General features: G+C 73.2%; 9 protein-coding genes. 3 read left to right on the top strand and 6 right to left on the bottom strand.

Annotated elements, in window-relative coordinates:
* Positions 1-97 precede the first annotated feature (97 nt).
* Entirely contained in the window at positions 98-3,310 is a 3,213-nt protein-coding gene (locus ACZ6SA_RS20340) for an ATP-dependent helicase (protein ID WP_465829571.1), read from the top strand.
* Complete coding sequence (locus ACZ6SA_RS20335; protein ID WP_465829569.1) at positions 3,304-6,600, top strand: ATP-dependent helicase; 3,297 nt, start codon at positions 3,304-3,306, stop codon at positions 6,598-6,600. The genes ACZ6SA_RS20340 and ACZ6SA_RS20335 overlap by 7 nt, the downstream gene beginning before the upstream one ends.
* Here ACZ6SA_RS20335 and ACZ6SA_RS20330 read toward each other — a convergent pair.
* From ACZ6SA_RS20330 to ACZ6SA_RS20315, 4 genes are read right to left on the bottom strand one after another with little or no spacing between them, the layout of a single operon-like run.
* Positions 6,560-7,630 carry a type III PLP-dependent enzyme domain-containing protein gene (locus ACZ6SA_RS20330; RefSeq protein ID WP_465829567.1) on the bottom strand — a complete coding sequence of 357 codons (1,071 nt, stop codon included), beginning with the start codon at positions 7,628-7,630 and terminating at the stop codon, positions 6,560-6,562. The two genes, ACZ6SA_RS20335 and ACZ6SA_RS20330, sit on opposite strands and share 41 nt — an antisense overlap.
* Positions 7,627-9,174 (bottom strand): IucA/IucC family protein, encoded by a 1,548-nt coding sequence (locus ACZ6SA_RS20325; protein WP_465829565.1) that lies wholly within the window; start codon positions 9,172-9,174, stop codon positions 7,627-7,629. Before ACZ6SA_RS20325 ends, ACZ6SA_RS20330 begins: the two co-directional genes overlap by 4 nt.
* A complete protein-coding gene (locus ACZ6SA_RS20320) occupies positions 9,175-10,662 on the bottom strand; it encodes an IucA/IucC family protein (RefSeq protein WP_465829563.1) in 1,488 nt (495 codons plus the stop codon). It lies immediately after the preceding gene.
* The gene (locus ACZ6SA_RS20315) at positions 10,659-11,795 is read right to left on the bottom strand and encodes a siderophore biosynthesis protein (protein ID WP_465829561.1); all 1,137 of its coding nucleotides are present in this window, start codon (positions 11,793-11,795) and stop codon (positions 10,659-10,661) included. Before ACZ6SA_RS20315 ends, ACZ6SA_RS20320 begins: the two co-directional genes overlap by 4 nt.
* Before the next feature lie 143 nt (positions 11,796-11,938).
* Here ACZ6SA_RS20315 and nudC point away from each other — a divergent pair, with 143 nt between their 5' ends.
* Positions 11,939-12,913, top strand: coding sequence for an NAD(+) diphosphatase (nudC, locus tag ACZ6SA_RS20310; protein ID WP_347646434.1), 975 nt, complete (start codon positions 11,939-11,941; stop codon positions 12,911-12,913).
* Here the strand turns inward: nudC and ACZ6SA_RS20305 are convergent, their stop codons facing one another.
* Positions 12,914-13,162: a mycoredoxin gene (locus ACZ6SA_RS20305; RefSeq protein WP_347646435.1), complete on the bottom strand. Its 249-nt coding sequence runs from the start codon at positions 13,160-13,162 to the stop codon at positions 12,914-12,916.
* Between the two features lie 91 nt (positions 13,163-13,253).
* Positions 13,254-13,976 (bottom strand): alpha/beta hydrolase, encoded by a 723-nt coding sequence (locus ACZ6SA_RS20300; protein ID WP_443152423.1) that lies wholly within the window; start codon positions 13,974-13,976, stop codon positions 13,254-13,256.
* Positions 13,977-13,985 lie beyond the last annotated feature (9 nt).

The raw sequence follows: 13,985 nt of genomic DNA, 5'->3' as shown, positions 1-13,985 counted from the left end.
GATCTGGATATTTGCCTCGATACGGTAGGCGGATCCGCGCGAGGAGACCGGGCAAGTCGGCACGATCTACCCCTGTGGTCTGGTGGAATCTAGTGTTGTGAGTGGTCAGACCTGGCGGCTGGTGCGTCGCGGCAACGGCGGCCCTGTTGTGCCTCCTGTGCTCGACGAGCACCAGCGTGCCGTGGTCGAGCACGGGAGCGGGCCCCTCCTCGTCCTCGCCGGGCCCGGCACCGGCAAGACCACCACGATCGTGGAGAGCGTCGTCGACCGGATCGAGCGGCGGGGTCTCGATCCCGAGCGGGTGCTCATCCTCACCTTCAGCAGGAAGGCCGCCGAGGAGCTGCGCCAGCGCGTCACCGCCCGGCTGCGCCGCACCACCCGCACCCCGCTCGCCCTCACGTTCCACTCCTACGCCTATGCCCTCCTGCGCCGCGAGGCCGTGCTCGAAGGCAAGCCTCCGCCGCGCCTGCTCACCGGTCCCGAGCAGCTCCTGGAGATCCGCCGCCTGCTCCACGGCGAGCTCGAGAACGGCGCGCTCGACTGGCCGCCGTCGCTGCGCGAGCCGCTCAGGACCCGCGGGTTCGCCGAGGAGCTGCGCGACTTCCTGTCGCGGGCCAACGAGCGCGGCCTCGACGCCGAGCGCCTCGTCGCGCTCGGCCGGCGGCACGGGCGCGCCGACTGGGCGGCGGCCGGCCGGTTCGCCGAGCGTTATCAGGACAGGTTCGACCTCGACCCCGAGGAGACCTACGACTACGCCGAGCTCGTCAGGGCCGCCTCGGCGCTGCTGGCCCGGCCCGGGGTGCTGGCGCGCGAGCGGGCCGCGCACGACGTGGTGTTCGTCGACGAATACCAGGACACCGACCCGGCCCAGGAGCTGCTGCTCGCCCAGCTCGCGGGCGACGGTCGTGACCTGGTCGCGGTGGGAGACCCCGACCAGTCGATCTACGGCTTCAGGGGCGCCGACGTGCAGGGCATCATGCAGTTCCCCGAGCGTTTCCCGGCCCGCGACGGCCGCCCCGCGCCGGTGCTGGCGCTGCGGGTGTGCCGCAGGAGCGGCGCCGACCTCCTGGAGGCCTCGCGCCGGGTCGCCGCCCGGCTGCCGGTCGCCCCCATGCCCGACCACGCGTACGGGCACGAGCACGACCACCGCGACCTGACGCCGCTCCCCGACGCGGAGGCCGGCGACGTGCGGGTGCTGCTGGCCGACAGCACCAGCCAGGAGGCCGCCATCGTGGCCGACACCCTGCGGCGGGCCCACCTGATCGACGGCGTGCCGTGGCGCCGGATGGCGGTGCTGGTCCGCTCGGCCAAACGCCAGGTGCCGTTGCTGCGCCGGGCCCTGGTCAACGCGGGCGTGCCGACGATGATCGCGGGCGATGAGGTGCCGATCGCCCAGGAGCCCGGCGTGCGCCCGCTGCTCACGATGTTGCGGGTCGCGCTCGACCCGGCCCAGCTCGACGAGCCGGTGGCGGAGGAGCTGCTGACGGGCCCGCTCGGCGGCACCGACATGATCGGCGTACGCCGGCTCCGCCGCGCTCTCAAGATCGCCGAGAACGACGCCGTGGCCGCGCTGCGCGAGGCGGGCGCCGGCGACGACGAGCGGCCGTCAACGGCACGCTCGTCCGGCGAGTTGCTCGTCGCCGCCGTGCAGGACGCGCGCGAGCTCACCCGCGTCGAGCCTCACATCGCCCTGCCCGCCGAGCGGGTCGCGGGGCTCCTCGCCACCGCCAGGGAGGCCGCACAGCAGGAGGGCACCGCCGAAGACCTCCTGTGGGCCGTGTGGCAGAGCAGCGGCCTGGCCGCGCGCTGGACCGACATGAGCCTGGCGGGAGGCCCCAGGGGCGCGCAGGCCGACCGTGACCTCGACGCCGTGGTGGCGCTGTTCGACCACGCGGCCAGGTTCGTCGACCGCATGCCCAAAGCGGGCCCCGAGGTGTTCATCGACGACCTGGCCGCCCAGGAGATCCCCGGCGACACGCTGGCCGACCGGGCGCCCGACGGCGACGCCGTACGCGTGCTGACCGCCCACCGCTCGAAGGGCCTCGAGTGGGACGTCGTCGTGGTCGCGGGTGTGCAGGAGGGCGTCTGGCCCGATCTGCGCCTGCGCGGGTCGCTGCTCGGCGTCGAAGACCTCGTCGATGTGGTCGAGGGCGCCGAGCCGAGCGCCGCGTCGCTGGCCTCCAAGCTGCTGGCCGAGGAGCGCCGGCTGTTCTACGTGGCCGCGACCAGGGCCAGGCGCAGGCTCGTGGTGACGGCCGTGGGCGGCGACGACACCGACGAACGGCCGTCCAGGTTCCTGAGCGAGCTGATGCCGGGCGCGGTGGAGACGGCCACGGTCGACGACCGCGCCCGCTGGCTCACCATGTCCGCGCTCGTGGCCGACCTGCGCAGCGCGGTGACCGACCCCACCAAGCCGGCGAAAATGCGCCGGGAAGCCGCGAGCCAGCTCGCCCGTCTGGCCGCAGCGGGGGTCCAGGGAGCCCACCCCAACGACTGGTACGCCCTCACCCCCATCTCCGACGATCGTGCCCTGAGCTGGCCCGACGGGGTCGTCAGCATCTCGCCGTCGGCGGTAGAGAGCTTCACCAAGTGCGGCCTGCGCTGGCTCCTGGAGACGGCGGTCGGGGCCGCGGGCACCAGCACCGCCCAGGGCCTGGGCAACGTCATCCACGCGCTGGCCGTCCTGGCGGCCACCGACCTGCCCAGCGAGGATCTCCTCGGCGACCGCCTCGACCAGGTCTGGAACGATCTCGACTTCGGCGGCGTCTGGTACAACCGCAAACAGCGCCAGGTCGCCGAGCAGATGATCGGCAAGTTCCTGCGCTGGCACAAGGAGAATCCGCGCGAGCTGGTGGCGCTGGAGGAGGCGTTCACCGCGATGCTCTCCGACGGCGTGCAGATCAAGGGCCGGGTCGACCGGGTCGAGCGCGACGGCGACAACCGCGCGGTCATCATCGACCTCAAGACCGGCGGCGCCAAACCCAGGGCGGGTGATCTCGACCGCCATCCGCAGCTGGGCGTCTACCAGCTCGCGGCGCTGCTCGGCGCGTTCGCCCGGCACGGCATGGCCGAGCCGGGCGGCGCCGCGCTGGTGCAGCTGGGCAAGGCGGCGGGCAAGAAGGACGCGCTGGAGCAGCGGCAGGGAGCACTGGCCGACGACCGCGACCCCGGCTGGGCCGCGGACCTGGTCGACACCGTGGCGACCGGCATGTCGGGCCCGTTCTTCCAGGCCAAGGTCAACGACGGCTGCCGCACCTGCGCGGCCAGGGCGAGCTGCCCGGTCAACGACAACGGGGGCCAGGTGTGCTGACCCCGGCCGAACTCGCCGGCAAGCTCGGCATCCTGCCCCCCACCCGCGAGCAGGCCGCGGTCATCGAGGCTCCGCTGGAGCCGACCGTCGTCATGGCGGGCGCGGGCTCGGGCAAGAGCGAGACGATGGCCGGCCGCGTGGTCTGGCTGGTCGCCAACGGCCTGGTCAAGCCGGAGAACGTGCTCGGCCTGACGTTCACCCGCAAGGCGGCGGCCGAGCTGGCCACGAGGGTCAGGGAGCGGTTGTCCGGCCTGGCGGAGGCCGGCCTGCTCGCGCCGGGCGCCCTCGACAACGAGCCCACCGTGTCCACCTACCACGCCTACGCCTCCCGCCTGGTGACCGACCACGCGCTGCGCGAAGGGCTGGAGCCGACCATGCGCCTGGTCACGCCCGCCGTGTCGTGGCAGCTCGCGTCGCGGGTGGTGGCGATGTACGACGGGCCGATGGACAAGATCGAGCTGGGGCCGCCGTCGGTCACGGCCGCCGTGCTGGAGCTGGCGGGCGAGCTGTCGGAGCACCTGCGCTCGCCCTCCGACGTCAGGCGGCTGGGCGGGTGGCTGAAGGACCGCCTCGCCGCGCTGCCCGGCCGCACCACGCTCGCGCAGCGCAGGCCGCTCGGCGTCCAGGAGGCCAGGGAGCAGCTGCTGCCGCTGGTGGAGGCGTACGAACTGCTCAAGCGCCGCCGCGAGGTCATCGACTACGGCGACCAGATGTCGCTGGCCGCCAGGATCGCCTCCCGTCACAAGGAGGTCGGCGAGATCGAGCGCGCCCGCTTCTCCGTGGTGCTGCTCGACGAATACCAGGACACCAGCCACGCCCAGCTCGTGCTGCTGCGCTCTCTCTACGGCGGCGGCCATCCGGTGACCGCGGTGGGCGACCCCTGCCAGTCGATCTACGGCTGGCGCGGCGCCTCCTCCGGCAACCTTCGCCGCTTTTCCCGAGATTTCCGGACAAGCTCGGGCGAGCTTGCCCCGGTCCGCCAGCTCAGCGTCAGCTTCCGCAACGGCGACCGCGTCCTCGACGTCGCCGCCCGCGTCCAGCTCCCGCTGCGCATGGAGGCCCGCGAGGTGCCGGTCCTCGTCCCCGGCCCCAACCGCGTCGACCGGGGCCGCGTCACCTGCGCCTTCCACGAGACCGCCGACGACGAAGCCGCGTGGATCGCCGACGGCATCGCCAGGATCCTCGGCCAGGAGGTCGCCCCCGACGGCATGCCATGGGGCGAGCAAGAGCGCAAGAAGACGCTCGCCGTGCAGCCCCAGGACGTCGCGATCCTGGCGCGCAAGCGCTCGCAGTTCCCGGCCCTGCGCAGGGCGCTCGAGGATCGCGACATCCCGGTCGAGGTGGTCGGCCTCGGCGGCCTGCTCACCGTGCCCGAGGTCAGCGACATCGTGGCCACCCTGCGCGTCCTCTACGACGCCACGGCCGGCGACGCCCTGGCCAGGCTGCTGGCCGGGCCGCGCTGGCGCATCGGCCCCGCCGACCTGCGGGTGCTGGGGGAGCACGCGAGAGACCTGGCCCGCGAGCTGAGCGAGAGCCACCGCGAGGACGACCCGCTCGACCAGGTGGTGGCCGACCTGGCGGAGGAGCGCGGCAGCCTGGTCGACGCGCTGGACGAGCTGCCTGACAGGGAGGAGTGGCTGGAGGCTTTCTCGCCGCTGGCCCGCACCAGGCTCGTCGCGCTCGCCCACGAGCTGCGCCAGCTCAGAGCCCACACCGCGCAACCGCTGCCCGACCTGATCTCCGAGGTCGAGCGGCGGCTCGGTCTCGACGTCGAGGTGGCAGCGCGCAGCGGCACGGTGAGCGCGTTCGCGGCGCGGGCCGACCTCGACGCGTTCCTCGACGCGGCGTCCAGATTCGCGGGCGACTCCGAGGACCCGACGCTCGGCGCGTTCCTGGCCTACCTGCAGGCGGCCGAGAGCGAGGAGTTCGGGCTGGAGGCCGGACGGGTCGGTGAGAGCAACAGCGTCAAGCTGATGACCGTGCACGCCTCCAAGGGGCTGGAATGGCCGATCGTGGTCGTGCCGGGGTTGTCGCAGCTCGTCAGCTCGAAGGGGACGATCGCCACGGGCAGCGTGTTCCCCGCCACCCCGGTCACCAACAGCCGCTGGACGGACAACCCGCGCAAGCTCCCCTACTCCCTGCGCGGCGACGCCGCCGATCTGCCCAGGCTGGGAGGGTTGAGCAAGGAGGAGCTGGCCGCGTTCGACGAGCGCTGCCGCGAGCGCGACCTGATGGAGGAGCGCAGGCTCGCGTACGTCGCGGTGACCCGGGCCCACTATCACCTGATCGCCTCCGGCTACCGCTGGGGCACCGCGACGAAGCCGCTGGAGCCGTCCGACTTCCTGCTGGAGATCCGCGACACCGCCGACCGCGTCTCGTTCTGGGCCGGAGACCTCGCGGAGGGGGCCACCAACCCGCTGCTCGCCGAGCCCGCCGAGGCCGTCTGGCCCGTCACGCCGGAGGGGCTGCGCTACGAGTCGGTGCTCGACGGCGCCCGCCTGGTCGAGGACGCGCTTTCGGGCAGGCTCGCCGGCTCACCCGCCGAGGAGGAAGAGGCGGGGGAGCCGCTGCGCTCGTTCGAGGAGGAGCGCCTGCGCGCCTGGGAACGCGACACCGACCTGCTCCTGCGCGAGCGCGAGCTGCACCGGCGCCGGCCCGCGACGACCGTCGAGCTGCCCGCGAAGCTGACCGTGTCGTCGCTGGTCACGCTGGCCGCCGACCCGCGCGAGCTGGCCCGCAGGATCCGCCGTCCCGTCCCGGCCAAGCCCGCGCCGCTGGCCCGGCGGGGCACGTCGTTCCACAAGTGGCTGGAGACGCGCTGGGACCAGCAGCGGCTGATCGACGACTTCGAGCTCGACCTGTACGACGAGCTAGAAGAGGCCGACGTGCGCCTGGCCGAGCTGCAGGAGCGGTTCGAGGAGAGCGAGTGGGCCGACCGGCGGCCGGTGGAGCTCGAGGTGCCGTTCGAGACCATGATCGCCGACCGGCTGGTGCGCGGGCGGATGGACGCCGTCTTCGAGCGGCCCGGCGGCTACGAGGTCGTCGACTGGAAGACCGGGCAGCCGCCCAGGGGCAGGAAGGCCAGGGCGGCGTCGGTGCAGCTGGCGGCGTACCGGCTGGCCTGGTCGCAGCTGGCGGGCGTGCCGCTGGAGCGGGTGGGCGCGGCCTTCCACTACGTACGCGCGAACCGCACGGTGCGCCCGGTCGACCTGCTCGACGCCGACGGCCTGGTGGCGCTCGTCGAGAGCGTCAGGATCGCAGATAGTGGAAAGCCGGCTTCGGGTGCATGAGGAAGTCGTGGTGCGAGATGTTCCAGGCGTAGGCGCCGGCCATCTCGAAGACCACGGTGTCGCCCACGCGGGCCGTGGTCACAATATTTCGGGCGAAAACGTCTTTCGGGGTGCACAGCTGGCCGACGAACGTCAGCGGCTCGCCGGCGACCCCCGGCCCTGACCCCGTGGGAAGCACCGTGAAGGGCTGGTCGTGGCCCTTGGTGGCCGGCGTGCGCAGGTGGTGCGTGCCGCCCAGCACGATCGCGTACGCCTCGCCGCGCACCCGCTTCACGTCCACGACCCTGGTCACGTAGAAGCCGCAGTAGACGGTCAGCGCCCGGCCCGGCTCGATCCGCAACCGCCGCCCCTGGCCCAGCGCCGCCAGCCCCGCCCCGTACGCCTCCCAGCCGAACCTCGTCTCAGGCGCGGCGTACGAGACCGCCATGCCGCCGCCCAGGTTGACCTCGTCGTACGCGCCCCCGAGCAGGATCCCGGCCAGCCGCAGCAACTCGTCCGCGTCCAGCCCGCTGGCCAGATGAGCGTGCAGGCCGCGCAGCCGCACCCGCTCGCCGAACAGCGGCAGGCACTCGGCCACGCCCTCCTCGTCCATCCCGAACGGGCCGCTCATCGTGAGTGCCGCCCCCTCCACCGGCAGGTCGGGATTGAGCCGGAGCAGCACGTCGGCCTCCAGGCCCGTGGCGAGCAGGCGGCGCAGCTCGTTCGGCGACTCCACGTGGAGGCGGTGGTGCGGCAGGCGCAGTTCCGCGTCGGTCTTGCCCGGGCCGCCGAGCGCCACCGGCATGCCCGGGAACAGGCTCGTGACGTGGGCGTGCTCGCCGCCCGACGACACCTCGAACCCGTCCACGTGCCCGGCCAGCACGCGCAGCAGCTCGGCGTCGGGGTTGGCCTTGACGGCGTAGTACAGCTCGGCCGCCCCCAGCGCCCGCCGTACGGACGCGACGTGCTCGTCCAGCGCGGGCAGGTCATAGAGGTAGGCCGGGACGGCGGGCAGGCTCGTGGCGGCGGCCTCGACGCGGGCGCTGATCATGCGAGCGGGTTCGCGATCGGGACGTAACCGGCGGCCCGGTCGGCCGCCCTGGCCCAGCGCACGCCCAGGTTCGCCTTGGCCGGCAGCGGCGCCCCTGCCAGCAGGTCCGACAGGGGCAGCGGCCGGCCCAGCTCGCCGGCCTGGCGGGCCAGCAGGTCGCGGGCGACGCGCCACAACGCGCGCAGCAGCGCGTCGTCGGGTCCGGCGAGCGTCGCGGCGATCTCGGTGAGGTGGTTGACGAGCAGGCAGTAGACCACCCGGGCCCAGCCCCGCTCGGCGTCGTAGGTGAGAGCCCTGGCGACGTCGGGGTGCAGGCCGCCGAGGTCGTGCCGGCCCTCGACGAGCTTGGTGCCCTCCAGGTCGCGGAAGACGGCCTGCGCGGGCAGCCCGGAGGTGTCCAGGCCGACCAGGACGTTCTGCAGGTGGGGCTCCAGCACCACGCCGTGCGCGAAGTACAGCTCCAGCACCGGCAGCGCCACCACCCGCACGTACGCCTCCCACCACGGCAGCGGATCCAGGGCGGGGGCGTCGAGGGCGAGGGCGGCGGCCAGCACCGGGGTCACGCCGGGGGAGCAGGCGGCCCACGGGCTCTGCCTGACGATCACGCCCAGCCCTTCGAGCAGCCTCAAGCTGAGGGTGGCCGAACGGTAACCGGGTTCTGGCAGCCAGCGGGTGGCGGGATGCCGGGCCGACACGTCACGAAAGAGGGGTTCTAGTCGCCTGGTCAGCTCCACGGCCCCGGCCAGCTCGTACCAGGCGTTCTTCCGCACGCAGTTCGTGATCCGTACATCGAGGGAGAACTTCAGGCAGACCTCCGCCTCCGGGGCGTACACCGTCCGTACGGACGAGGTCGGCTGCACCACGGGACCCGGTCCGAGGTCGACCAGGTCGGCACCGAACGCGGGCCGCAGCAGGTCGAGCTGCCACGGATGCGCGGGCAGCAGCCGGTAGCCCGCCGGCGCGTCGCCCATCGCGTCGAGCGCCGACGCGTCCCCGTCCTGCGCGACGAGGTCCGCCCGCACGCCGAGCAGCCTGAGGGGGAACGCGGCGTGCGCCTCCGGCGCGTACCGCAACCAGCCGGACCCGTCCCGCGCCTTCGGGCTGGGGTGGAACGGATGGCCGAACACGAGCGCCTGCTCCGACGCCAGCCACGGATCGGCGGGCGGCACGGCCGTGCCCCTGGCCGTCAGGATCGCCGCCACGGCGTCCCTGCTGGCCGCCACCTGACCGGCGAACTCGCCGTTGCACCCGAGCCCTCCCAGCTCGGCCTCGACCAGCCCGATCAGCTCGTCCGTGGTCAGCGCCTGCCACGCGCCGCCGGCCAGGCGCTCCGGCGGGCCGTCGAAACGCAGCGCGGCGCCGCCGCGGGCACGCACGCGCAACAGCGTGCCCGCGACCCGCAACAGCAGGTACGGCGGCGCCGGCCACACCAGGCCGCGCGGCCCGGCCACCTCCCGCACGCAGCAGCGCAGCAGGGCCGCCAGCGTCGCCTCCTCGGCCAGGGCGGAGGGCGCCGCCACGGCCAGTCCCTCAAGGCTCGGCATTCACGCTCTCCTCAGATAGTTGGGCCCGCTGGTCCCGTAGAACTTGTTGATGTCGCGGGCGCCGGACCGCTCCTTCGACACGAGCGTCCCGGCTGTGATCATGGACTTGCCGGTCAGCCTGGCCGCGTCGAGCGTGCGGGCGCGCAGGAGCCTGGCCATGGGGTCGTCGCCGTACTCGGCGAGCGCCTCGGCCAGCGTGTCGCGCAGCAGCGCGGACGCGCGGGCGTGCGGCAGTGCCCCGAACGTGACCGCCGCGGCGGCCAGGTGCAGCGTGATGGTCACGAACACGTCGGCCAGCGCGTGCGGATCGTCGTTCAGCATGCGCCCGTCCCCGAACTCCGGCACCGCCACCCCGGCGGCGGCCAGCCGCGCCGGTGAGGCCAGCAGCCCGTCGTTGTCCTTGACGAGCAGCTGCATGCGGTCTCCCCCGAGGACCAGGGCGAGGTTCTGCTGGTGGGCCTCCAGCGCGACGCCGTAACGCACGAAAAGCCGTACGTTCCACCGCAACAGCAGCCGCAGATAGCCGGGCAGCACGTCGCCCACCTCGTCGAGCACGCCGGGAGCGGTCAACGCGGCGACCGGCACGAGTTCGCCCGCGGGCAGCCGCCTGGCCATCCACGCGAGATGTTCGTCCCCGGTCTGCGCGTAGGTCTGCTCGTCGGCCAGCAGCACGTCCGGATCGGCCAGCTCGCGCAGCAGCAGCTCGGCTCTGGCGCCGTCGGCCAGCGTCCCCGGCTTGATCGAGCGGCGGTTCCTGGCCCCCAGCGTGCTGATCGGCAGCGGCAGCTTGAGATGCGACAGGGGGGTGACCTCGACCGTCCGCATGGACAGGGTGGGCCGCACGGTGACCGCGGCCTGGTCGAGCAGGCGTACGCCGTCGATCTTCCGCACCTCGCCGGTGGTCAGCGGGTGCACGGGGAACAGCGCCTCGTGCGGCCCCACGGGCAGCCCGGGGTCGGCCTCCGCGGGAAGGCGTACGGCGGAGCCCGGCGCGAGCGCCTCGCGCGGCACGGCCGCCCACCGCAGCTCGAAGGCGGGCCCGAACTCCGGCGCGTAGGTCACCAGCTCGTCCTCGGACAACCCCGGCCGGGCGCGGGAGGTCGGATAGACCGGATGGTCCACGAACGCGGCCCGCGTCTCGTACGACGGCCGCCGCCCCAGCACCTCGTCCGCCCGGGAGTCGTGCGCCTCCAGCGCGGTCATCGCCGCCAGGCACTCCTCGAAGAACGCCGCCACCCCTTCGGCGTCGGCGGGGTCGGCCACCTCCACGAGCGTCTCCAGCACCTGCTCCAGCCCCAGCCGCTCGCCCTCGGCGACCACGAAGTCCTGGAACAGCAGCCCTGGTGCCAGGCGCACCCAGCGGCCGTCCGCCAGCAGCAGTCCGACGCCGTCCCTGGTCCTGGTGACGCGGGAGGACAGCCCGCCGTAGTCCTCGCGCAGCAGGGCGTTCAGCACCCGCGCGGCGAGGTACGCCTCCCTGGCGCTCATCCGAGCACCCACGGCCGGCGGGCCCGGTAGTCGGCGATGGCCGCGTCGACCCGCGCCCGGTCGGGCCCGACCGCGCGGACGACGCCCAGGTAGTCGCGGTTGGTGTGGGTGAGGGAGACGACGTCGCCGACGGCCCGCAACGGCCGGTGCCAGAGCCGTACGTCACCGGCGACGACGCAATCGTGGCCGGGCGCCTGCTTGACCGTCCCTGGCCGGTCGGCGACCAGGCTGACCGCGCTGCCGTACCCGGTGGCCTCGGGGGCCGCGGGCGCCGGCTCGCCGAGGTGCACCCGCAGGATCCACGCGAACAGCGGCGCCCCGAGCACGTCGCCCAGCAGGAAGTCGCAGTGGTCGCCGATCAGCCGGTAGTTGACCTCGACGATCCTCGGCCCGCGCGGGGTGACGACGTACTCGGTGTGGCAGGCCCCGAACCCCGCTCCGAGCGCCCGCAACGCCTCCAGCACGTGCTCGTGCGGCCCGTCGGGCGCCCAGTCGAGCCGCTCCTCCACGAAGTACGGCAGCGGCCCCAGCGTCGTCTCGAACCCGCCGAGCACCCGCAGCCCGGTGCTGTCACCCAGCGTCTCCAGCGTGCGCAGCGGCCCTTCGAGGTATTCCTCCACGACCAGCGCCTCGCCTGGCCGCCGCTTCCTGAGCTCGGCCACGGCCCGGTCCAGGTCTCGCTCGACGAGCATGACGTCCTCGCTGGCCACGCCCTCGCGCGGCTTGAGCACGACCGGGTAGGGCGGGTCGCCGGGGACCGGGTCGCCGGGCGCGAGCCGTACGGTGAAGACCCGCTCGACCCCCGCCTCCCGCAGCCGGCGCCGCATGAGGAACTTGTTCTTGGCCGCCACGCACGCCCGCCAGTCCTTGCCGGGCAGCCCGAAGTAGTCGGCGGCCAGAGCCGTCTCCGCCTGCAGGTGGTCGGAGTTGGAGAAGATCGCGTCGGGTCTGCCGAGCTGTTCGACCGTGTCGATCAGCGCGCGCGGATCCCGCACGTCGCACGCGACCGCGTGCGGATGCTGCTCGGGCCGGTCCGTCAGGATCGTCACCTCGCAGCCCAGCGCGCGTGCCGCGGGCAGGAAGCCGTCCGTCACGGAGTCGGTCGGTTTGAGCGCGGTCAGGTAGAGCCGCAACGCGAGGACCCCCAGAAGAATCAGGTAAGCCTTACCTAACTCATCGATCGTAGCTCAGAGAGATCATCGCGTCGCCCGGATAGGTTAATCGGCCGCCAACTGCGAGGTCATAGGATGACATGGAATTCGGGAGGGGACGATCGGTGGAGACGACCGCGGAAGAGCAACTCATCGGACCACTGCTTCTGGCGCGGGGCACCGTCGACAGATCCGTGCTGCTGCGGGCCGACGAACGCCGGCTGGAGCAGGCGTGGTCCGATCCGGCGACCAGGGTGCTGGTGATCGACAACGGTCACACGCTGGTGCGCCGGCAGGGAGATGAGGTGCAGGCGGTGCTCTTCACCACCGCGGAGGCGCCCCCGGGGCCGCGCTATCTCCTCGGCGTGGAAAGCGGAGCCGCCTACTTCGCGGTCGCCGCGCCGCTGCCCGGCGTCTCCGGAGGCGACGGAAACGGCCGCGTGACCGTCCCGCTGAGCCTGCGTGACACGCCCGACGGCGTGCCGGTGCCGGCCGGGCTGCGCCAGGCGGGCGGCCTGCTCGGCGACCGCGACGCGGGCCTGCTGGTCTACGCCGTGGCGCTGGAGGCCTGGCACGCGACCCACGAGTTCTGCCCGCGCTGCGGCACCCGCACCACGATCCAGGCGGGCGGCCACATCCGCGTCTGCCCGCAGGACTCCAGCCAGCACTTCCCGCGCGTCGACCCAGCCGTGATCATGCTGATCCGCGACCCCGACGACCGCTGCCTGCTCGCCCGCGGGCCGCAGTGGCCGCAGGGCCGCCTGTCGATCCTGGCGGGGTTCGTCGAGCCGGGCGAGTCGCTGGAGGCCGCCGTCGCGCGCGAGGTGGCGGAGGAGGTCGGCATCACGATCGCCAACCCGCGCTATCTCGGCAGCCAGCCGTGGCCGTTCCCGCGCAGCCTCATGCTCGGCTTCTTCGCCGACGCCACGACCACCACCCTGACACCCGACGCCGACGAGATCGCCGAGGCGCACTGGTTCTCCCGTGAGGAGCTGGTGCGGGCGCTCGACTCGGGCGAGCTGCGCCTGCCGCCCCCGGTGTCGATAGCCCGCCGCCTGATCGAGACGTGGTACGGCGGCGAGCTGACCGGCGACTGGTGATCAGGCGGGCGCGAGCAGGGCCTTGACCTCGATGGCCGACGGGTTGGTGCGCACGACGCGGCCGGCCGGGGTGTCGATCACGACGGTCGGCACCACCTGGTTGCCGTTGTTGACGCTCATCACGAACTCCGCGGCGGCGGGGTCACGCTCGATGTCGACCTCGTCGTAACTGATGCCCTCGCGGGTCAGCTGAGACTTGAGCCGCTTGCAAGGGCCGCACCACGTGGTGCTGTAGATCGTGAGCGCCATGTTGGGAAATCCCTCCAAGGTCAGGAAGACAGGCGCTCGGTGCAACAACGCGACCCTGCGGCTTAATCCCGGCCGCCTGATCCCCGGCCGTCTAGCCGATGCGCTCGGCGATCCAGGCCTGCACGCGCTCGGCCACGCCGGGCATGCGGTAGAGGGGTGCGCTGTGGTTGCTCCCCGGCGCGGCGTAGACCGTCACGGGGACTCCGACCTGGCCCAGCATCTGCTTGAGCAGCTGGCTCTGCACCGGCGGCACGAACTCGTCCTTCGAGTGCACGGCCAGCACCGGCGCGTCCTTGCGGCTGGCGTGCCAGGCCACCTCCATGCTGGCCCACACGCGCGAGCACTTGCCCTTGGGATGGCAGTTGCCCGCCAGGCGGATGGCGGCGGTGCGCAGCTTGCGCTTGTTCCGCTCGATGGCCTTCGCGCCGTCGGCGTACGCGCGCAGCGGCGAGATGATCGGCGACAGGCCCACCACGCCCTTGAGGCCGGCCATGCCGTCGCCGTAGGTGCCGACGGCGGCCGCGATGTGGCCGCCGGCGGAGAAACCGACCACCACGTAGTTGCTCGGATCGAACGCCCACCTGTCGGCGTGCTTGCGGGCCGTCGCGATCGCGGCCAGCGCGTCGGTGCGCTGCGCCGGCCAGGCGGCGTCGCCGGACAGGCGGTAGTTGAGGTTGAAGACCGTGTAGCCGAGCTCGGCGTAGCTCCGGGTGATCTCCTTCATGTATCTCTTGTCGCCGCTGGACCACCAACCGCCGTGGATCAGGAAGACACCCGGGCGCTCCATGCCGTCGGGAGTCCACCACACGTCCATGCTCTGGCG

This window comes from Nonomuraea sp. NPDC049378 (assembly GCF_055586745.1).
This window is presented reverse-complemented; position numbering and strand designations above follow the sequence as displayed.

Excerpts from the sequence above, each read along its gene's own strand:
- ACZ6SA_RS20330 (WP_465829567.1), bottom strand. The coding sequence starts at position 7,630 with ATGATCAGCGCCCGCGTCGAGGCCGCCGCCACGAGCCTGCCCGCCGTC.
- ACZ6SA_RS20325 (WP_465829565.1), bottom strand. The coding sequence starts at position 9,174 with ATGCCGAGCCTTGAGGGACTGGCCGTGGCGGCGCCCTCCGCCCTGGCC.
- ACZ6SA_RS20320 (WP_465829563.1), bottom strand. The coding sequence starts at position 10,662 with ATGAGCGCCAGGGAGGCGTACCTCGCCGCGCGGGTGCTGAACGCCCTG.
- ACZ6SA_RS20305 (WP_347646435.1), bottom strand. The coding sequence starts at position 13,162 with ATGGCGCTCACGATCTACAGCACCACGTGGTGCGGCCCTTGCAAGCGG.
- ACZ6SA_RS20300 (WP_443152423.1), bottom strand. The coding sequence starts at position 13,976 with ATGGACGTGTGGTGGACTCCCGACGGCATGGAGCGCCCGGGTGTCTTC.